The sequence below is a fragment of the Methylophaga nitratireducenticrescens genome, from assembly GCF_000260985.4.
Classification (GTDB): domain Bacteria; phylum Pseudomonadota; class Gammaproteobacteria; order Nitrosococcales; family Methylophagaceae; genus Methylophaga; species Methylophaga nitratireducenticrescens.
This window is the reverse complement of sequence record NC_017857.3, coordinates 959,169-977,520: the sequence shown is the minus strand read 5'-3', so window position 1 is coordinate 977,520 and position 18,352 is coordinate 959,169. Positions and strand designations below refer to the sequence as shown.

At 45.3% G+C, this 18,352-nt stretch carries 19 protein-coding genes and 1 riboswitch; of the genes, 14 read left to right on the top strand and 5 right to left on the bottom strand.

Features of this window, described 5'->3' with window-relative positions; genetic code table 11:
• Positions 1–9: 9 nt before the first annotated feature.
• Positions 10–810, bottom strand: coding sequence for a sulfite exporter TauE/SafE family protein (locus Q7A_RS04680; RefSeq protein ID WP_014706182.1), 801 nt, complete (start codon positions 808–810; stop codon positions 10–12).
• Positions 811–1,063: 253 nt separating this feature from the next.
• On the opposite strand from Q7A_RS04680, the gene Q7A_RS04675 reads away from it, so the two are divergent.
• The 6 genes from Q7A_RS04675 to pnuC all read left to right on the top strand — a co-directional run bounded on the left by Q7A_RS04675 (position 1,064) and on the right by pnuC (position 6,320).
• Positions 1,064–1,414, top strand: a complete 351-nt coding sequence (locus Q7A_RS04675) for a hypothetical protein (RefSeq protein ID WP_014706181.1) — start codon at positions 1,064–1,066, stop codon at positions 1,412–1,414.
• 81 nt (positions 1,415–1,495) lie between these two features.
• Positions 1,496–2,416, top strand: coding sequence for an HTH-type transcriptional regulator CysB (cysB, locus tag Q7A_RS04670; RefSeq protein ID WP_014706180.1), 921 nt, complete (start codon positions 1,496–1,498; stop codon positions 2,414–2,416).
• Positions 2,417–2,503: 87 nt separating this feature from the next.
• Positions 2,504–3,073, top strand: a complete 570-nt coding sequence (locus Q7A_RS04665) for an SRPBCC family protein (RefSeq protein ID WP_014706179.1) — start codon at positions 2,504–2,506, stop codon at positions 3,071–3,073.
• A gap of 111 nt (positions 3,074–3,184) precedes the next feature.
• Positions 3,185–3,290, top strand: a riboswitch (TPP riboswitch).
• Positions 3,291–3,351: 61 nt separating this feature from the next.
• Positions 3,352–5,418: a TonB-dependent receptor gene (locus Q7A_RS04660; RefSeq protein WP_014706178.1), complete on the top strand. Its 2,067-nt coding sequence runs from the start codon at positions 3,352–3,354 to the stop codon at positions 5,416–5,418.
• A gap of 21 nt (positions 5,419–5,439) precedes the next feature.
• Positions 5,440–5,697, top strand: a complete 258-nt coding sequence (locus Q7A_RS04655; RefSeq protein ID WP_014706177.1) for a YkoF family thiamine/hydroxymethylpyrimidine-binding protein — start codon at positions 5,440–5,442, stop codon at positions 5,695–5,697.
• Positions 5,697–6,320 carry a nicotinamide riboside transporter PnuC gene (gene pnuC / locus Q7A_RS04650; protein WP_014706176.1) on the top strand — a complete coding sequence of 208 codons (624 nt, stop codon included), beginning with the start codon at positions 5,697–5,699 and terminating at the stop codon, positions 6,318–6,320. The genes Q7A_RS04655 and pnuC overlap by 1 nt, the downstream gene beginning before the upstream one ends.
• Here the strand turns inward: pnuC and Q7A_RS04645 are convergent.
• The 3 genes from Q7A_RS04645 to mtnA are packed head-to-tail and all read right to left on the bottom strand — an operon-like array spanning position 6,317 to position 8,941.
• Entirely contained in the window at positions 6,317–7,210 is an 894-nt protein-coding gene (locus Q7A_RS04645; RefSeq protein ID WP_014706175.1) for a phosphotransferase, read from the bottom strand. The two genes, pnuC and Q7A_RS04645, sit on opposite strands and share 4 nt — an antisense overlap.
• Positions 7,204–7,878, bottom strand: coding sequence for an SDR family oxidoreductase (locus Q7A_RS04640; RefSeq protein ID WP_014706174.1), 675 nt, complete (start codon positions 7,876–7,878; stop codon positions 7,204–7,206). The genes Q7A_RS04645 and Q7A_RS04640 overlap by 7 nt, the downstream gene beginning before the upstream one ends.
• A gap of 10 nt (positions 7,879–7,888) precedes the next feature.
• The gene (gene mtnA / locus Q7A_RS04635; RefSeq protein WP_014706173.1) at positions 7,889–8,941 is read right to left on the bottom strand and encodes an S-methyl-5-thioribose-1-phosphate isomerase; all 1,053 of its coding nucleotides are present in this window, start codon (positions 8,939–8,941) and stop codon (positions 7,889–7,891) included.
• 37 nt (positions 8,942–8,978) lie between these two features.
• On the opposite strand from mtnA, the gene Q7A_RS04630 reads away from it, so the two are divergent.
• The 6 genes from Q7A_RS04630 to Q7A_RS15170 all read left to right on the top strand — a co-directional run bounded on the left by Q7A_RS04630 (position 8,979) and on the right by Q7A_RS15170 (position 14,195).
• On the top strand, positions 8,979–10,298 hold the full coding sequence (locus tag Q7A_RS04630) for a TRZ/ATZ family hydrolase (RefSeq protein WP_014706172.1): 1,320 nt from the start codon (positions 8,979–8,981) through the stop codon (positions 10,296–10,298).
• Complete coding sequence (gene ubiG, locus Q7A_RS04625; RefSeq protein ID WP_014706171.1) at positions 10,295–10,996, top strand: bifunctional 2-polyprenyl-6-hydroxyphenol methylase/3-demethylubiquinol 3-O-methyltransferase UbiG; 702 nt, start codon at positions 10,295–10,297, stop codon at positions 10,994–10,996. Before Q7A_RS04630 ends, ubiG begins: the two co-directional genes overlap by 4 nt.
• Positions 10,996–11,655, top strand: a complete 660-nt coding sequence (locus Q7A_RS04620) for an HAD family hydrolase (RefSeq protein ID WP_014706170.1) — start codon at positions 10,996–10,998, stop codon at positions 11,653–11,655. The genes ubiG and Q7A_RS04620 overlap by 1 nt, the downstream gene beginning before the upstream one ends.
• Positions 11,646–12,932 (top strand): DNA recombination protein RmuC, encoded by a 1,287-nt coding sequence (gene rmuC, locus Q7A_RS04615; RefSeq protein ID WP_014706169.1) that lies wholly within the window; start codon positions 11,646–11,648, stop codon positions 12,930–12,932. The genes Q7A_RS04620 and rmuC overlap by 10 nt, the downstream gene beginning before the upstream one ends.
• A complete protein-coding gene (gene hpnC / locus Q7A_RS04610; protein WP_014706168.1) occupies positions 12,922–13,836 on the top strand; it encodes a squalene synthase HpnC in 915 nt (304 codons plus the stop codon). Before rmuC ends, hpnC begins: the two co-directional genes overlap by 11 nt.
• 197 nt (positions 13,837–14,033) lie before the next feature.
• Positions 14,034–14,195, top strand: a complete 162-nt coding sequence (locus Q7A_RS15170) for a hypothetical protein (protein ID WP_169697688.1) — start codon at positions 14,034–14,036, stop codon at positions 14,193–14,195.
• A gap of 163 nt (positions 14,196–14,358) precedes the next feature.
• On the opposite strand, the gene Q7A_RS04605 is transcribed toward Q7A_RS15170, so the two are convergent.
• On the bottom strand, positions 14,359–14,772 hold the full coding sequence (locus Q7A_RS04605) for a universal stress protein (RefSeq protein WP_014706166.1): 414 nt from the start codon (positions 14,770–14,772) through the stop codon (positions 14,359–14,361).
• Positions 14,773–15,311: 539 nt separating this feature from the next.
• Here Q7A_RS04605 and Q7A_RS04600 point away from each other — a divergent pair.
• Together Q7A_RS04600 and Q7A_RS04595 are read left to right on the top strand one after the other, a co-directional pair.
• Positions 15,312–16,592, top strand: a complete 1,281-nt coding sequence (locus Q7A_RS04600) for a coiled-coil domain-containing protein (protein ID WP_014706165.1) — start codon at positions 15,312–15,314, stop codon at positions 16,590–16,592.
• Positions 16,593–16,689: 97 nt separating this feature from the next.
• Positions 16,690–18,342, top strand: coding sequence for a BCCT family transporter (locus Q7A_RS04595; RefSeq protein ID WP_014706164.1), 1,653 nt, complete (start codon positions 16,690–16,692; stop codon positions 18,340–18,342).
• The last annotated feature ends 10 nt before the right edge of the window (positions 18,343–18,352 follow it).

The following is an 18,352-nucleotide window of genomic DNA, read 5'->3' as shown; positions in this document are numbered from 1 at the left end:
TTTAGTTTGTTAAAGCAAACATTTGATCCCAACCATTAACAAAATGATTGCCAGCAACGGCCGTAAAATCTTATCTGAGATTCTTACCCCCAGATGTGAGCCGATATAAATGCCTGGCAAGGATCCCATCAGTAAATAGGATAAAAGCGACCAATCGACCGTACCCACTGCGGAATGCCCCAACCCGGCTACTGCCGTTAAAGGAACCGCATGTGCTATATCGGTTGCCACAATTTCAACCCCTCGCATCCGCGGATAAAGAAACAGTAAAACGACTGCCCCTAATGCACCGGCTCCTACTGAAGACAAGGTCACCATGATGCCTAATAAACCACCTGTAATAACGGTTGCCGGTGCTTTAATGGTTTCATCCTGTCGTAAACGATACAGATAGTTCACTAAAGGATGACCTTGACGGGCTTTCATAATTCCAGCCAGCCAATTTTTCAGTAATAAAGCGCTGGACGTTAAAATCAATGCAACACCAAGGGCAACAGTAATCAAATCGTTGTGATGTCCTTCATGAACACCGGTTGCACTCAACCCCCATAATGTCAGTAATGTGGCTGGAAGGCTCCCAGCAGCAAGCCGCCAGACCACGCGCCAATGCACCACGCCATGCCGCCAATAAGCCCAGATACCTCCGGCTTTGGTTACCGCTGCAAACAATAAATCTGTCCCTACAGCGATTGCAGGTTGAATACCAAACCCAAAAATCAGAATGGGGGTCATCAACGATCCGCCACCAACGCCTGTCATACCGACCATAATGCCTACGCCCAGGCCTGCCAGCAAATATCCCCATTCCATTAATAAATTGACCTTTACCCTGCTTTATTGGCAGCAAGTTTACCAGCTGGTAATATTCAATCAATGAATATTATTTACTATCTATATAAATTAAACATATAAAGGATTCCATATTAATGGTTACAAAGGAACCACCATTGGCATTGCTTTAACTTCGACTGAATAACTCTGCTGGTTGTTCACATTTCTTTCACGGTGTTTAGACGAACCTCTAATTTTAATTCTGACTCCACTCTTGGATGAGAGGTTGAAAATGACAACTTATCGATTTTTGTTAGTGATTACGGCAGCATGCTCTGCGTTTATAACTGCTACTCTTTTTAAGCCGTTTGATTCAAATCGGCTTGTCGAACCCGCACAGATTATTTTTCCACCGGCTTTAATTGAAGCTCCTGAAACCTCTGGTAATGATGTTATTAGAAACGATGAGTCACTCACTTTGGCTATAAAAGTGTGTTTTCAAAATAAATGCAAATACCTGTCACAGCCTGAGATGCAAACTATTTTAACCCGGGAAGGTGAATCAATGGTTGAAAGAGAACAGTATCAAACAACTGTGCCTTTCCAGCTTCCTCAGCAGGGTGTTCCAATCATTGAAATGTAAAACGTAACACGCCATAACTGGTCTTTTATCACTAAGAACTTATATATTTACCCTTACTAATAATAATTACGGATATAGCGGATGAAGTTGCAACAATTGAAATATGTTCGCGAAGTAGCTCGTCGTGGCCTCAGCATATCTGCAGCGGCTCAGGTACTGCATGCTTCTCAACCAGGGGTAAGCAATCAGATTCAGTTACTGGAAGATGAGTTAGGTTTGCAAATCTTCGAACGACATGGAAAACGCTTATCGGCTATTACCCCGTTGGGTGAATCCGTTATTGCCATGGCTGAACGGGTGCTGCAGGAAGTGGATAATTTGCGTGAGCAAGCGGCTGACAGCCGTCATGAGAAAAAAGGCACACTGTCAATCGGCACCACACATACCCAGGCACGCTATGCTCTGCCGAAAGCTATCAAGGCCTTTTCAGAGCAGTACCCCGATGTGCACTTAAATATAGTGCAGGGTACCCCCCCCGGAGTCGCTGAAATGGTAGCCACTGGCAAAGTAGATTTAGCGATAGCCACTGAAGGCTTATCCAAATTTGATAATCTGGCGATTTTACCTTGCTACGAATGGAATCGTACCGTGATAACACCACCGGGACATCCGCTTTTGAAAGAAAAAAAACTCACTCTTGAGGCTATTTCACGTTATCCAATACTGACCTATGTAATGGGCTTTACCGGTCGTGCGCAACAGGATCAGTCTTTTATTGAACGTGGTCTTAAACCTAACGTTATTTTCACCGCCACAGATGCCGATGTCATTAAAACCTATGTAGAACTGGGACTCGGTATTGGCATTATTGCCAGTATGGCGTTTGATCCTCATAAGGACGCACCTTTACAGGCAATGGATGCCAGTGACTTATTTAAACCAAGTACGACACATATGGGGATTCGCAAAGGCAGTTATCTTCGCGGTTACAGTTACGCTTTTATTGAGCTTTTTGCCCCTCATCTCCAACGCTCAACTATCCAGAAAGCGATCGCATTGTAAAATTTTGACTTTAGCATTTTGGAACGTGATGGTAGTTTAATCGGGCTGAATACTGGCATTACAAATCAAATATAAGAAGGAAACATAATGAAAGCTGTATTAAACGTTCTGGTTACAGGCTTATTCCTGTTACCTGCATTGGTATTTGCTCATGGCGCTTCACGTCTGCAAGTGGAAGAAACCGTGTTGATTAATGCTGATGCTGAAACTGTGTGGAACATGGTTAAAGATTTCGACAGCCTGCATAAATGGCACCCGGCCATTATTTCTACTAAAGCAGAAGGTGGGAATGAACCTGGCGCGACGCGCGTTTTAACCCTTAAAAATGATTCAACCATCACTGAAACGTTGAAAAAGTTTGACGAAGAATCAATGAGCTTTATGTATCAGATTGATGAAATGAGTTCTGTTGGACAGGTTGATATTGAAGGCGAAATGCATGATATCCCTGCGGTACCAGTCAGTAAGTATAAGGCATGGTTAACTGTTGAAGCAGAAGGTGATCAAACCAAAGTCACCTGGTTGGCCAAATTTTTCCGTGGTTACACGGGTAATCACCATGAGCCCAAAGAGTTGAACGATGAAACGGCCACTAACGCTATTAAAGGTATTTTCCGTTCCGGTCTGGACACATTAAAAGGTAAAGCGGAAAAATAAGTTATAGATAACTTATGCATTAAGGCGTCTTCGGACGCCTTTTTTTGTTTCTGTGCAACGATTAAGGGTGGGAAAATGCCACTTTTTTCTGTATATTTCACCTACTTACTAATACAAGCCTCGGGGTGGTCGAAAGGCCTGAGATTCACCAGTTGGTGGAGACCCGATGAACCTGATCCAGATAATACTGGCGTAGGGACAGGCGGCACCCCCTTCTTGCAAGTTCAATGCAAATGGCGTGATCCCCTGTCCTTTTTATGACATTAAAAAGGATAGTTATGAAACCCTCCCTGCTTTCCATCGCAGTCACCAGCGCGCTATTTGCTCCCGGCGCAGTTGCACAAACCGAGACCGATAGCACTGATTTACCATCCATGCTGGTCAGTGCCGATTTCCGGCCCGCTGAGGCTCAAGACATCCCGGGCAGTCTGACAACATTCGATGAGGAAATCATTGAATCGCGTGGTGCTCAACATATTGAAGATGTGCTGAATCTCGCTCCGAATGTAAATATCTCCAGCGGCGCTTCACGTGGTCAGTATTTTCAAATCCGCGGTATTGGTGAACGCAGTCAATTTGCTGCACCTTTAAATCCATCTGTGGGTTTGATTATTGATGGTATCGATTTCAGTCGAACTGGCGGAGCCGCGACATTATTTGATATTGAACAGGTCGAAGTGCTGCGAGGTCCACAGGGAACCCGTTATGGCACCAATGCACTTGCTGGCGTAATCAATATGCAAAGCAAACAGGCCACCAACAAACTGGATATGGATTTTGAATCCACCGTTGGTAATTACAATACCCGTAGCGTTGGTGTTGCGGTTGGTGGGCCATTAATTAAAGACACCTTACTCGGCCGGGTTGCTGTTCATACTTATCAATCAGATGGGTTTATGGATAATGACTTTCTGGGTCGTGACAATACACAAAACCGTGATGAAATTACTGCTCGTAGCCATTTAAAATGGTTAGTGAATAATGATTTAACCATTGATCTGAACCTACTGCATCTGAATATTGATAATGGTTATGATGCTTTCACATTGGATAACAGCCGCAACAGCCTATCTGACGAACCAGGCGAAGATAAACAACGTACCAATGCGTTTGCCCTGAAAGGTGATTGGCGTGCCAGTAGCGCATTACAGCTCCAATCAACGGTGACCTACTCAAAATCTGACTTGCTCTATAGCTACGATGCAGATTGGAGTAATCGTCCAAGGAATGCCGGAATACCCGGCTCATACGATGGTGTAGAAGTTTACGACAGGGGGCGAGAAAACTATTCTTTCGAGCTCCGAGCACTATCCAATGAAGATGGCAGAATTTTCAATAATTCAACTGATTGGACAGTCGGGATATATTATTTAAATCAAGACGAAAAGCTTGATGCCAGCAATACTTTCATTCCTGTAGTTAACCAATATGAAACAGAAAACACAGCGATTTTTGGTCAACTTGATACACGCATCACTGAAAGACTCACACTGATTAATGGTCTACGTGTTGGGCATTTCAAAGCCGAGTATTTGGACAACAATGGATTGGATTTGGATCCTAGTGAAATGCTTTTTGGTGGCAAAATTGGCCTCGAATTTCAATATAACCAGAACCATCTTCTCTACAGCACTCTGTCAAGAGGCTACAAGTCCGGTGGTGTGAATAACGCGACGGGAATAGAGGCTCGTTTCCGCGAGTTTGATACGGAATATATGTGGAACCTGGAACTTGGTGCCAAATCACTCTGGCTTGAGGGTGATTTATTGACCAATGTTGCTCTGTTCTATGGAATTCGAAAAGATGCACAGGTCAAAAATTCCAAACAGGAAGGTGTTTCATTCATCGATTATCAGCAAAATGCGGCTAAAGGCACAAACGCTGGGATCGAATTTGACCTGGATTGGTTGATCAATGATCAGTGGCGTGCACTCGCAAGCTTGGGACTGCTTTACACCAATTTCAATGATTACGATGTTCGAGACAATCTCGATGTCACTGGGCGAGAGCAAGCTCATGCGCCAGCGTATCAATTCAGTTTAGGTGGCGAATATTATCCTGCACCCAACTGGGTGATTCGCGCCAATATTGAAGGTAAAGACGAGTTTTACTTTTCCAATAGCCACAACGCCAAATCCAGCTCTTATGTGATAAGCAATGCAAGTATCGAATATCAGAATCAGGATTGGCGACTCACGCTATGGGGACGCAATCTGTTTGATAAGGACTACGCCACACGTGGATTTTTCATCGAAAATGATCCGTCCATAAATTACGCTAAACGTAAATATATTCAGTATGGCGACCCACGCACCTTCGGCCTGACCGTTTCATACGATTACTAAAGATTATAAGGAAGAGACAAAATGCGAATTTCAGTTGATATCAGCCTTTATCCTCTTACCGAACAATTTGTTGAACCAATTTTGGCATTTATTGCCAAGTTAGAAAACAATCCAAAATTGATCGTGCACCGTAATACATTAAGCACCCAGATTTTTGGTGAATACCGGGATGTGATGGATGCGATGGACAGTGAAATTGAAGCCGTGTTTGCCCAGATGCCACATAGTGTTTTTGTGTTAAAACTGATCGGTAATGATCGTCATCAAGTCAAAGACTGATGTCTGAATCAGCTTGGTGGGATATTACGCTAGCCGGACTGGCGTCGATGAGTGGCTGGGAAGTATTTGCCGCGCTGCTTGGCATCGGTTATATCCTGTTTGCTGCCCGAGAATCACAATGGTGCTGGCCATTAGCGTTTATCAGTACCATTATTTACACCATCCTGTTTTGGGAAAATCAGTTGCCGATGCAGGCTCTGCTCAACCTGTATTACATCGGTATGGCGGTCTATGGCTTTATTCTCTGGCATCGTCATGAAAACCAGACCGCAGTACTGAATATTCACAGCTGGCCATGGCAATATCATCTGATCTTTATTGCCACTGGTGGCTTTCTCAGTTTGGTGTTTGGCTATTACTTATCGGCTCATGCTACGCAATATCCCTATCTGGATGCATTTGTGATGGTGTTTTCGGTAATGAATACTTTATTGATGGCACGTAAAGTGTTGGAAAATTGGTTGTATTGGCAAGTTATCAACAGTTCGGCGATTGTACTTTATGCACTGACGGGGTTTTACGCCACTATTGTCATGTTCAGCATTTATCTGTTTCTCGCCATGGCGGGGTATTTCAAATGGCGTAAGTTATTAGCAGCACAACACCAGACTCGAACTGCTTAACTAAACCGTTCGGGATGGTTGAGCCAGGAGTTCAAATCTGTCTCACCTAAAACATTCATCAAAAATAGTAATAGTCGATAAGGCAGCCGAACATCCGTCAGATCTGGAATAACCTGATAATTCTGATATTCAGCAGCAAACTGTTCTGCCTGTGATTGATCCAGCAAATATTCAAGCAAAACAAATTCTAACGTTCTTGGACCATAAACAATCGCATCCAGATCAACCAATGCAGAAAGCTTCCCTTGCTGCATCAGAAACTGATCCCAACGCAAATCGGGCATGATTGGCACAAACGTGTTTTCAGAAAGTTGTTCGGCTTGTTTCAAAGCCTGTTGTAAAACAGCTTGATCAATTGAATGCGGATGGGATTGTTGTTGTTTTAAAAGCTGCAACGTACTTTGCAGGCGTAGCGGCCAATCTTCTGCTGTGTATTCTGGCTGTTGCAGACTCCCCCATCGTGAATGCTGCTGCTGATGCATCAAACCGATATGGTTAGCCAATGATTTAATCGTTAAAGTTGTTACAGCTGATGACTCCACATCATTACCTGGTAACCACCGAGCCAATACAAACTGCGCTTCCATCGAGGTAATTAGTGACGGAATGGCCAAAGAACTGATCATCGAAATACGGTGATAAACTTCTGCGATAGTTGCCAAAGACGCAGGAAAATTGATGGCAAACAGGCTATTCATTCCTCGCCAGAAAGTCGACTGTTCAATATTGGCATGATCACACAGTTTCAAAACCATCGGGCCATCAACGGTGTCACAAAACCAGAGTTGATGGCTGCTATCGCTAAACTGGGCGGGTATTCTGCTTGCCGGCTTTTGCAGTACCGGCAAGCCGTGTTGCTGCTGTTGTGAAAGCGATGGGTAGTTTACCAAGGCAACACTTCACCGTTCATATGCCAGAAAGTGCCTGTGTTCTCGATAGTTAACTCTGTCATCCGATCCAGCAAACCTTTTGCTGATTCATCCGCATCAATCAAGCCGCCATGACCAGTCATATCCGTTCTGACCCAGCCCGGATGCAAAATAGCCACAGCAATACCTTTGGGTTTCAAATCTATTGAAAGTGACTTGCCTGCAGCATTCACCGCGGCTTTGGACATGCGATATGCATAACTGCCACCGGAGTCATTATCAGCAATAGATCCCATACGGCTGGTAATAATGCCTACCTTGCTACCCTGGGACATATGATCCACTAACGTCTGGGTAGTTAACAAAGGACCAAGACTATTCACTTCAAACATGCTCTTAAAACTATCGATGGCATTGGAATCAATATCATTAAGTCCCAGACCAGCGGCGATACCGGCATTATTAATCAGCCAATCAATTTTACGATCACCCAATTTTTCCGAGAGTGCTTTAAGGCTGATAGGGTCGCTGACTTCAACATCTTCAATAATCTCTACGTCCAGTTCAGCTAAAGCCGGAGAGCGATGGCGACAGGTCGCAATCACATCAAAGCCACGTTCTTTTAATTGCCGGCATAACTCAAGCCCGATACCTCGATTGCTACCGGTGACCAGTGCGGTTTGTGACATATCCTGCTCCTTAATTGTGCTTATGAAGTTTTTTCATTGTAGTCACTGATGGCGACAAAACAACGCCTGCTTCAGTAACAATAGCGTTTATCAGCTCTGCCGGTGTGACATCAAAGGCCGGATTCGATACCTTTACCCCATCCGGCGCAATTTGCTGGTTGGCAATATGAGTCACTTCCCTTGATGGGCGATGCTCGATTTCGATTTGTTTTCCGGTTTCAGTTTGCCAATCAATGGTTGATAAAGGTGCTACAACCATAAATTTTACCTGGTGGTATTTTGCTAATACAGCTAATGAGTAAGTACCGATTTTATTAGCCACATCCCCATTGGCAGCAATTCGATCTGCACCAACAATAACCCAATGGATCTTACCAGAAGCCATTAATGAGGCCGCAGTGACATCTGCCTGCAAAGTCGTGGGAATTTTGCCCTGCAGTAATTCCCAGGCAGTTAAGCGCGCACCTTGCAACCAGGGACGCGTTTCATCGACATAGACATGTTTTATTTTGCCATCTGAATAACCCTGACTTATTACACCTAATGCTGTCCCAACACCGCCAGTCGCCAGTGCACCGGCATTGCAATGGGTTAAGACCATACTGTCTGGATCAATCAAATCCGCTCCCAGTTTTCCCATGGTTTGGTTGGCCGCAATATCCTGCTGATGAATGTGGGTAGCCGCTTCCAATAAAGCCTTTTCTGGAGAATAGGTTTCGGGCAGGTTGACATAAATCGCTGTCATTTGTTCGATTGCCCAAGACAGATTCACCGCTGTAGGACGCGATGCTGCCAGTTTGGCCAAGGGCTCATACATTGCCTGCTTCCAATTCACACCTGCCTTGTTCCAAGCCTCCCGGGCAGCTAAAACCACGGCATAAGCTGCCGTTATGCCAATTGCCGGGGCGCCCCTCACGACCATGTCACGAATAGCATTACTAACCTCACTAGCATGCTCATAATTTAGCCAGAGTTGCTGTGTTGGAAGTAAACGCTGATCCAGCAAATGCAACTGTTGGTCTTGCCATTTGATGGGTTGAATCATATCACTGGTGCTTTGCACTGTGTTCTCCTGCTGATGGCGGTTATAATCGGACGCTATGAAAAACGTCGATCTGATCATTAATGCCCGCTGGTGTCTGCCGATGACGGCAGAACAACTTGTTCTCGAAAATCATTCTATTGTTATCAATGAGGGCAATATTGTAGCGCTATTACCGCAAACTCAGGCGGAACAGCTTTATCAAGCTACTCAGACACAGAATATGGATGAACATTGCGTGATGCCGGGATTAATTAATAATCATGGCCATACCGCTATGACATTATTCCGCGGTTTAGCTGATGATCTGCCTCTGATGACCTGGCTAAATAATCATATCTGGCCCGCTGAGCAACAATTTGTTGGTGACGCTTTTGTAGAAGCCGGTTCTGCTCTGGCTATTGCCGAAATGCTTCGTGGTGGCACCACCTGTTTCAGTGATATGTATTTCTTTCCCGAAGCAACTGCTCGGGTGGTTGATAGTAGCGGTATCCGTGCCAGCCTCGGAATGGTGGTAATTGAGTTTCCCACAAACTGGGCAAAAGATGTAAATGAGTACTTACATAAAGGCCAGGCCCTACATGATAAGTATCGGCACCATCCACGAATAACCACCAACTATGCACCGCATGCCCCGTACACGGTTTCAGACCAAACCCTGCAAGCCATTATCATTAATGCCGAAGAACTGGATTTGCCAATCCAGATGCATATTCATGAAACAGCTGCTGAGGTCAATGACAGTCTGGCCCAGCATGGCAAACGTCCATTGGCGAGGTTTAAGGATTTAGGCCTACTTTCCCCACGTTTGATTGCGGTACATATGACGCAATTAACGGAAGAAGAAATGGACTGGTGCGCCGAAGCGGGTGTTCACATCGCGCATTGTCCGGAGTCTAACTTGAAACTTGCCAGTGGATTTTCTCCCATCGCCGAACTCATCAAGCGTGGTGTCAATGTCAGCATCGGTACTGATGGCGCGGCATCCAATAACGATCTGGATATGTTTGCCGAAATGCGTCAAGCCGCGATGTTAGCAAAAGGTGTAGCAGGTGATCCCAGCGTGGTGCCTGCATATCAGGCATTGCAGATGGCCACCATTAATGCTGCTAAATCATTGGGTATTGATTCCGTCACCGGTTCACTTGAAATAGGCAAAGCCGCTGATATTATCGCTATCGATCTCAGCGACATAGAAACACAACCTTTTTATGATCTACCGTCACAATTGGTTTATGCCACTGGGCGCGATAAAGTTTCTGATGTCTGGGTAGCTGGAAAACAATTATTAAAACAACGCCAGCTCACCACATTAAATGCACAACATGTCTCTGCCCAGGCCCAACAATGGGCAACAAAAATAAGGTCTGTCTCATGAAAAAACATAACGTCGATCCAGCTGAAGTCGCTAAATTCGATGCACTGGCATCAAGCTGGTGGGATCCGGAAGGTCAATCCAAACCGCTGCATGAAATTAATCCGTTGCGGCTCGCGTTTATTAATGAAAGAGCCCAGTTGAAAAATGCCAAGGCAGTAGATGTAGGTTGTGGCGGCGGTATTCTCACTGAAGCCTTGGTCAAAAGCGGTGCAGAAACTGTTGGCATCGATATGGGCGAAATGCCTCTCAATGTCGCCAAACTGCATGCGTTGGAAGCTGGCCTGAAAATCAAATACGAACTGACGACCGCAGAAGCCATGGCGGAAAAACATCCGGATGAATTTGATGTCGTGACCTGCATGGAAATGCTGGAACATGTGCCCGACCCACAGGCGATTATTAACGCCTGTGCGACGATGGCAAAACCGGGCGGAGATGTGTTTTTCTCGACCTTGAATCGCAACCCAAAAGCCTATCTGTTAGCCATTGTCGGTGCCGAATATATTGCTAAAATGCTGCCTAAAGGCACCCACGATTACGCACGTTTTATTCGCCCGGCAGAACTGGCACGTTGCTGTCGCGAGGCAGGTCTGCATGTTTATGATATCACCGGTATCAGCTACAACCCGCTGACCCGTCGTTATAAACTCAACAGAGATGTTGATGTTAATTATCTTGTGCATTGTCGACGGATCTGATGTTTATTTCCCCGTTTAATATCGTGCTGTTTGATTTGGATGGCACATTAGTCGATACGGCACCTGATCTGGGCTATGCGTTAAATACGTTATTGGAACAAGAAGGTCATCAACCATTGGATCATGCACGGATTCGTCCAGTTGCCAGCCATGGCAGTGCCGGTTTGTTAAAACTGGGATTTGGCATTGAAAAAGATGACCCTGTTTATCCGGCTCTGCAACAGCGCTTTTTAAGTGTTTATGCAGAAAATATCGCCCGTGAATCCGCTTTATTTATCGGCATGCAGCAAGTGCTTGATGGTCTTGCCGCCAATGATATTCGTTGGGGAGTTGTCACCAACAAACCTTCCTTTCTGACGATTCCACTCATGGAAGCATTGCGATTAACCGAATCGGCCGCGTGCATTGTTAGCGCCGATACCACACCCTATAGCAAGCCGCATCCAGCGCCAATGTTACATGCCTGTGAACTGCTGGATGCCAAGCCTGTGGACTGTATTTATATCGGTGATGCAGAACGAGACATTCAGGCAGCACATAATGCCAAAATGCGTTCCGTAGTGGCTTTATATGGGTATATTTCCGAAACTGATGACCCGGAATCCTGGCAGGCTGACTGTCTGATTAATCACCCACATGAGATTTTACAATGGATTTAAGTCCCGAGTTTTTTCTGCAACACCAGGACTTATTGATCGTATTGCTGGTTGGCATTTTGCTGGGCATTGTTATCGGTTTGTTTATTCGCAGTGGCAAAATTCGCACACTGGAAAAAAACAATGCTGAGCTGGATCTGACATTGCAGCTGGAGCAAAAAAACAAACGGCAAATGGATGAGCTTCTATCGCAAACCCGTGAGCAATTAGCCAATACCTTTAATCAACTTTCCAATGAAGCATTAACGCGAAATAACACCAGCTTTTTGCGGCTGGCTGAAGAAAATCTGAAACGTTTCCAAAGTGAAGCAAAAGCGGATTTGGGGTCGAAAGAAAAAGCCATTGAGCAAATGCTTAAACCAATCAATGAAGCATTGCAGCAGACCAGCAAGCAGATTCAGGAAATTGAAAAGGATCGCAAAGAGGCTTACGGCAGTCTGAACACCACCATTGCACAAATGAACCTGAGTCAACAGCAGTTGCAGCAAGAGACTCAAAATCTGGTGCAAGCGTTACGCCGCCCTGAAGTTCGCGGCCAATGGGGAGAAATGACCCTAAAACGTTTGGCAGAGCTGAGTGGCATGGTGGCGCATTGTGACTTTTACGAGCAGACACATACGGCCACTGAAACAGGTAGTATCCGCCCCGATATGATTGTTCGCTTACCGGAAAAACGCGAAATTATCGTCGATGCCAAAACACCTCTGGATGCTTATTTATCCGCCATTCAGGCCAAAGATGATACGACCCGCAAACTTGAATTAAAGCGTCATGCTCAAATCATTCGCGGCCGGATTAAGGAATTGTCCCGCAAAAATTACTGGGCTGAATATTCGCAGTCTCCCGAATTTGTCGTGTTATTTATTCCTGGCGAACAATTCCTTTCCGCTGCACTGGAAGTGGATCCGGCCTTATTGGAAGACAGCATGAGCCAGAATATTATTCTGGCCACACCCACCAACTTTATCGCCCTGTTAAGAGCCGTTTCCTATGGCTGGAAACAACAGGCTTTGGCAGAAAATGCTGAAATTATTCGCGAATTAGGAGAAACGCTTTATAAAAGGCTTTCTACCTTCGGCAACCATCTAAGTAAACTCGGAAATAGCCTGGGCAGTAGTGTGAATCACTTCAATAGCGCGGTTGGCTCTCTGGAGCGTCAGGTTTTACCCGGTGCACGAAAATTTACTGAAATGGGCATTAGCAGTAAAAATGAGATAACCGAATTACCTCCCATAGAACAACTGCCCCGGCATATTCAAAACCTTAGCGATGAGGAGTAAATCCGAGCTTGAAAATGCGTATACTTTTTGTCTGAATATAGCGACATCGCATTACGAGAATTTTCCGGTGGCATCGATTTTATTGCCCAAGAAGTTACGTCGCCCAATTGCTACAATTTATGCATTTGCCCGTTCAGCCGATGATTTTGCTGATGAAGGAGACCTGTCACAAGTTGAACGTCTCGCCAGTCTGAATAAATACAGTGTCTTGCTGCGCCAAATTGAAACCGGTGAATATACCGGTCAGGATCCGATTTTTATTGCTCTGCAACATACTGTTCAGTTGTTTTCTTTACCGGTCCAATTACTTGAAGATCTTTTGATTGCCTTTCGACAAGATGTTGTGAAGTCGCGTTATGCCAACTTTGAGGATGTGCTTGATTATTGTCATTATTCTGCCAATCCAGTAGGTCGGTTACTTCTCCATCTTGAGGGCTCTCCCAATCAGTCACAGCTTGAGCAATCGGATGCAATATGCACGGCATTACAATTAATTAATTTTTATCAGGATATTGAGCAGGATTATCTTGAAAAAAACCGTATTTACTTACCGCAAGATTATTTTAAAGCAGCCGGCATTGATGATTCACAACTTCTTGCCGGAGATACGCAAAAATTATCCGTGGTTCTCCGCCCTCTTTATCAATATACGTTGCAATTGATGCAAGAAGGGTATCAGCTTGGTATGACATTAACCGGTCTGCTCGGCTGGGAAATTCGCGCCATGACATTGGGCGGTATAGAAGCGCTATTACTGTTAATCCGGCAATCTGACCATGCACTTCTTAGCCGGCCACGATTAAGCAAATCACAACATCTTATGGTGCTAACAAACGCCTTATCAAAGCATCGATACCATGCCCTTGCGAGCAAATTACTCCAGGAAAAGCATCTTCATCGTTAACAACAGAAACACCCACCAGTTTTAGAATATCATCAAATAAATGCTAGGTCAGATCTTATGCATAGAAAAAAGCCATATCAATCGCAGGCGCATCAGCAGTAACTCAAAGAAGCCGAGCGCGTACTTTCTGACGCTGAAATAGATCGCAAAAGAATCGAACTACGTGCAGAACCGGTAGAAATTTAAGTGACCCATAAATGATGCACCTAAATATATATCCGCTACAAATTTACCCTTTGAAAATTGCTGGCGCGATGGGAGAAAATTACGCTGTTGGTGATTATCCCAAGAGTAATTCCTATGCAGCCACGCGTGCTGTTGAAGATGGTGGCATTTTTGCATTAGCACCTTTCGGATGAATCTTGATTACCAATATGCTAATGATTTATTTACTTTATGAGTCAGGGCTTAGTTGAATGGGGTTATGAAGTTCGTCAACGCTCAAAAGCTAGGTGGGCAAAAACAGGGCTAACATTGTTTCGTCGAAACCTGAGGTGATTCAAGGCGGCAGATAGTAATTATTCAGCGAACGATGAATACCGAAATATGCTCGTGCTCCGCCAGATGGCTGGCATTGGCATGGAACAGATGGTCCATAAAACCCGGAACATGCGATGCCATGACCACCAGGTCAGCACCGACTTCATCACCGACATTTTCCAGCGCCCGATCCAGTTCTGCCACTGGATCATTGCAAGTCACTGCTTTTGACTGCATCGGGTAGCCACATTGTTCAGTTTGTGACTGGGTGAACTGCTCCAGTTTCTGTGCGAACTCCTCCGGATTGTGAGCAACGCTGCTCGGTGCAGAGCTTACTACCCCAACTAATATGACTTTAGATTGGTATAGCTTGCCAATATCCGCAGCAGTTCTGATTGCTTTTTCCAGGGTGATGGCATGTTCCAGATCAACCGGTACCATAATCGTTGAATACATGATTTTATCTCCTGCTCTGTCATTGATAATCAAAGTAAAATTAAATTCCATCTTTAGTTTTTCTTTGGCACCAAACTAAGGTTTAAAAGAGACTTTGTCCAATAAGACATTATCTATTGAGAAATTGATCATGTTCAGAAAGTCCCTTGCTCCAATAATAAACGGGGCAGGCCCGGCATCTGAACCCTAGCAAGAAATGCAACAACGCGATGACTGCCTCAGATTTTGTCCTTCGAATGCCCCCCTTTTCTAACAACGTACATCACGTGATTCCGACAATAAAAAGCTAAAGCGACTCTTTAATTTGGCGCGGATGATGACGCATGAATTATGCTCTTTCAAAGCTACAGCCATTTGCACAGTTCAAGCTCGCTACTGTAGAGTTGAACGCAATACACAGCTGTTTACAAAGTAAGTTTGTGCTCAACCATTAGCCAACAGATAAGATTCGATAAATGACCCTAGTCAATCACCGTAACCTTGTACGACAAGAATTAAATTCACAATCGTCACTAAAAAAATGGGCTCATGTCCCCTTTTTGAGTCTTCTGCTTCTCACATCAGGATCCGCTTTTGCTGCTAGTGAGGCAGAACTCAAAGAGCGTATTCAACAGCTTGAAGCCGAATTAAATTTGGTCAATGCTGAACTTGAAAGCATTCAAACCGAAAATAAAGATTTGGCGGAAACCAATGCGAAGCTCAACGAAGCTGACGCGCCAATTAAGATTGGCAACTGGACAGTAGGCGGTGCTATTCGAGCCATGTACACAGTAGGTGATTACCAAGCAAACGATAGCGGCGCACCGGGTCGGGCCTGGGAAGATGATGGTAATGTTGGTCTGGATACCCTGCGTGTAAACTTAGACTATAACAACGGACCTTACTCAGCGAAAATCGAGTACCGTTGGTACGATGGCTATAATTTCTTACATACTGGTTGGGTGGGTTACAGCCCTGATGACAATAGTCAAATTCAGCTGGGCGTCAATCGCGCACCTTTCGGTCCAGGTGCATATGGTGTCTCACAGGCCTGGTTGTTCGACCAACACTACTACCTTGGCCTGTCGGATGATATGGACTTGGGGATTAAATACAGTACGCAACTTGGTAAATGGGCGTGGGATGTGGCCTATTACTCCAGTGATGAAGGACATTATGCTGGTGCCAGTCGTGATAGCGCCCGCTACTCCTATGATGTCGTTGATGAGTCTGGTGGTGGTTATGAAGAACGCAATCAAATCAATGTTCGGGGTATATATTCATTCAACAGTAGTGATGACAGCTCAACTGACCTAGGTTTCTCGCTTCAAGCAGGTGAACTGAAAAGCCGCGGGGAACAATCCGACGGTGACCACTACGCCGCCTCGGTTCATATGGTTAATCAATGGGGTAACCTTAAGCTAGCTACACAACTAACACGCTACGAATTTGATGTCGATGTTGGCCAGGCACTGGGTACAGATGATCTGGTGCAATTTGGTGCCTATGACTTCCCAAGTACAGCGGCTGCCAAAGGGTGGATACCTGCAGTTTCTCTAAGCTATTACCAACCTACCGATAACATTTCTTGGCTGGACTACGTGCTACCTTATCTGGAATACAGTTCCATCGTGAAAGATAAGGGTGGATTCAATGACAGTGAAATGATCGTTGCCGGTGTGGCTCTAGCTCGAGGTGGTTGGTACATTTACAACGAAGTGGGCTTTTCAAACGGCAATGAGTTTGTCGGTGGTGATGCAGCCTTTGGCGATCGCCTCGGAGCCAATGCCGACGACGAGTGGCAGACCCGTTTCCTGATCAACTTTGGCTATTACTTCTAAGCCCAAACGTCTTAATTCAGCATCGCCAACAGTCAGTGCTGAATTTATATAGTGTGCTTACACTTATACAAAAACTCTTTAATAAAAGGATAGCAACGTGAGTAGTCAAGCTGATAACTCCGCTGAACCTCAATCAGCAGGTGTACGCGCACCCAATGGCGCAACCAATTTAATAGATACCGATTATCAGATTGGACAAGATAACTACCGAGCCAAACACTTCGGAATCACTGTTGATCTTCATGGTGTCGTTTTTATCTTCTCGGCAATTGTTGTGTTGGCTTTTGTCTTCCTATCGCTGGCCTTACCAGTACAATCCACTACGATCTTTGAAGCATGTAAAAACTGGATCAATACCAACATGTCATGGTTTTTCCTTTTGTCTGCGAACATATTCGTAGTCTTATGCCTGGGCTTGATTATTTCACCACTGGGTAGTATTCGCATCGGCGGGGTTGAAGCCAAGCCAGACTTTTCTCGGCTTTCCTGGTTTTCTATGCTGTTTGCAGCTGGTATGGGTATTGGACTAGTGTTCTACGGTGTATCGGAGCCGCTGTCTCACTATAACAGCGCTTTTGGCGGTACCAGCGTGGGCGCTGATGGTCTGAGAACCGATTGGGCGCCACTCGGTGGAGCAGCCGGCGACCCTGAGGCTGCACGGCAGTTGGGCATGGCTGCCACTATTTTTCACTGGGGTCTGCATCCTTGGGCTATTTATGCCATTGTGGCGCTATCACTGGCGATTTTTTCATTCAATAAAGGCTTACCACTCACGGTACGTTCTATCTTCTACCCTATATTGGGAGAGAGAATTTGGGGCTGGCCAGGTCACCTTATCGATATTTTGGCGGTGTTTGCCACACTCTTCGGTCTGGCAACCTCATTGGGGCTTGGCGCGCAACAAGCGGCTTCGGGGTTAGACTATCTGTTTGGCATAGGCGATGGAAACGTAGTGCTGGTTCTACTAATCGCCGCCATCACCGCAGTCGCTATTGTTTCAATTGTGGCCGGTGTCGACAAAGGTGTAAAACGGCTATCAGAAATTAACATGATCCTGGCTTTTGTACTGCTCTTGTTTGTGGTTTTTGTTGGTCCCACCTTGCTTATTTTTTCAAACTTTTTTTCTAACTTAAGCAGCTATTTAACTGAACTTCCTGCATTATCGAATCCCTTTGGTCGCGAAGATGCTAACTTCAGCCAGGGCTGGACGACATTCTACTGGGCATGGTGGATCAGCTGGTCGCCTTTTGTGGGCATGTTTATTGCCCGAGTGAGTCGTGGTCGTACAGTACGTGACTTTTTAACCTCGGTGCTATTGATTCCATCTATCGTCTCGGTCTTCTGGATGACCGCATTCGGCACAAATGCGATCTCACAATTGCAATCTGGCTTTGATGGTGTTGTGTCAGCAGATCTGCCGCTAAAACTTTTTGTGATGCTGGAACAGCTTCCTCTTGCAGAGATCACGTCGTTTATTGGCATAATCCTGGTCATTGTGTTCTTTATCACCTCTTCAGACTCCGGCTCATTGGTTATCGATACCATTACCGCCGGTGGCAAAATCGACGCACCTAAACCACAGCGTGTATTCTGGGGCGTTATCGAAGGCGCTATCGCTGTCGCCTTGCTACTGGGCGGGGGGCTTGCTGCACTGCAAGCGGCAGCCATCTCTGCGGGCCTTCCTTTTACACTCGTGCTACTGGTAGGTTGTTATGCCATTGTTCGCGGCTTAATGACCGAGCCCAGGTAGCCTGACCAAT

Bases quoted from the DNA above. Each gene is read 5' to 3' on its own strand.
- Q7A_RS04680 (WP_014706182.1), bottom strand. From the start codon at position 810: ATGGAATGGGGATATTTGCTGGCAGGCCTGGGCGTAGGCATTATGGTC.
- Q7A_RS04675 (WP_014706181.1), top strand. From the start codon at position 1,064: ATGACAACTTATCGATTTTTGTTAGTGATTACGGCAGCATGCTCTGCG.
- cysB (WP_014706180.1), top strand. From the start codon at position 1,496: ATGAAGTTGCAACAATTGAAATATGTTCGCGAAGTAGCTCGTCGTGGC.
- Q7A_RS04665 (WP_014706179.1), top strand. From the start codon at position 2,504: ATGAAAGCTGTATTAAACGTTCTGGTTACAGGCTTATTCCTGTTACCT.
- Q7A_RS04660 (WP_014706178.1), top strand. From the start codon at position 3,352: ATGAAACCCTCCCTGCTTTCCATCGCAGTCACCAGCGCGCTATTTGCT.
- Q7A_RS04655 (WP_014706177.1), top strand. From the start codon at position 5,440: ATGCGAATTTCAGTTGATATCAGCCTTTATCCTCTTACCGAACAATTT.
- pnuC (WP_014706176.1), top strand. From the start codon at position 5,697: ATGTCTGAATCAGCTTGGTGGGATATTACGCTAGCCGGACTGGCGTCG.
- Q7A_RS04640 (WP_014706174.1), bottom strand. From the start codon at position 7,878: ATGTCACAAACCGCACTGGTCACCGGTAGCAATCGAGGTATCGGGCTT.
- Q7A_RS04630 (WP_014706172.1), top strand. From the start codon at position 8,979: ATGAAAAACGTCGATCTGATCATTAATGCCCGCTGGTGTCTGCCGATG.
- ubiG (WP_014706171.1), top strand. From the start codon at position 10,295: ATGAAAAAACATAACGTCGATCCAGCTGAAGTCGCTAAATTCGATGCA.
- Q7A_RS04620 (WP_014706170.1), top strand. From the start codon at position 10,996: ATGTTTATTTCCCCGTTTAATATCGTGCTGTTTGATTTGGATGGCACA.
- rmuC (WP_014706169.1), top strand. From the start codon at position 11,646: ATGGATTTAAGTCCCGAGTTTTTTCTGCAACACCAGGACTTATTGATC.
- hpnC (WP_014706168.1), top strand. From the start codon at position 12,922: ATGAGGAGTAAATCCGAGCTTGAAAATGCGTATACTTTTTGTCTGAAT.
- Q7A_RS15170 (WP_169697688.1), top strand. From the start codon at position 14,034: ATGATGCACCTAAATATATATCCGCTACAAATTTACCCTTTGAAAATT.
- Q7A_RS04605 (WP_014706166.1), bottom strand. From the start codon at position 14,772: ATGTATTCAACGATTATGGTACCGGTTGATCTGGAACATGCCATCACC.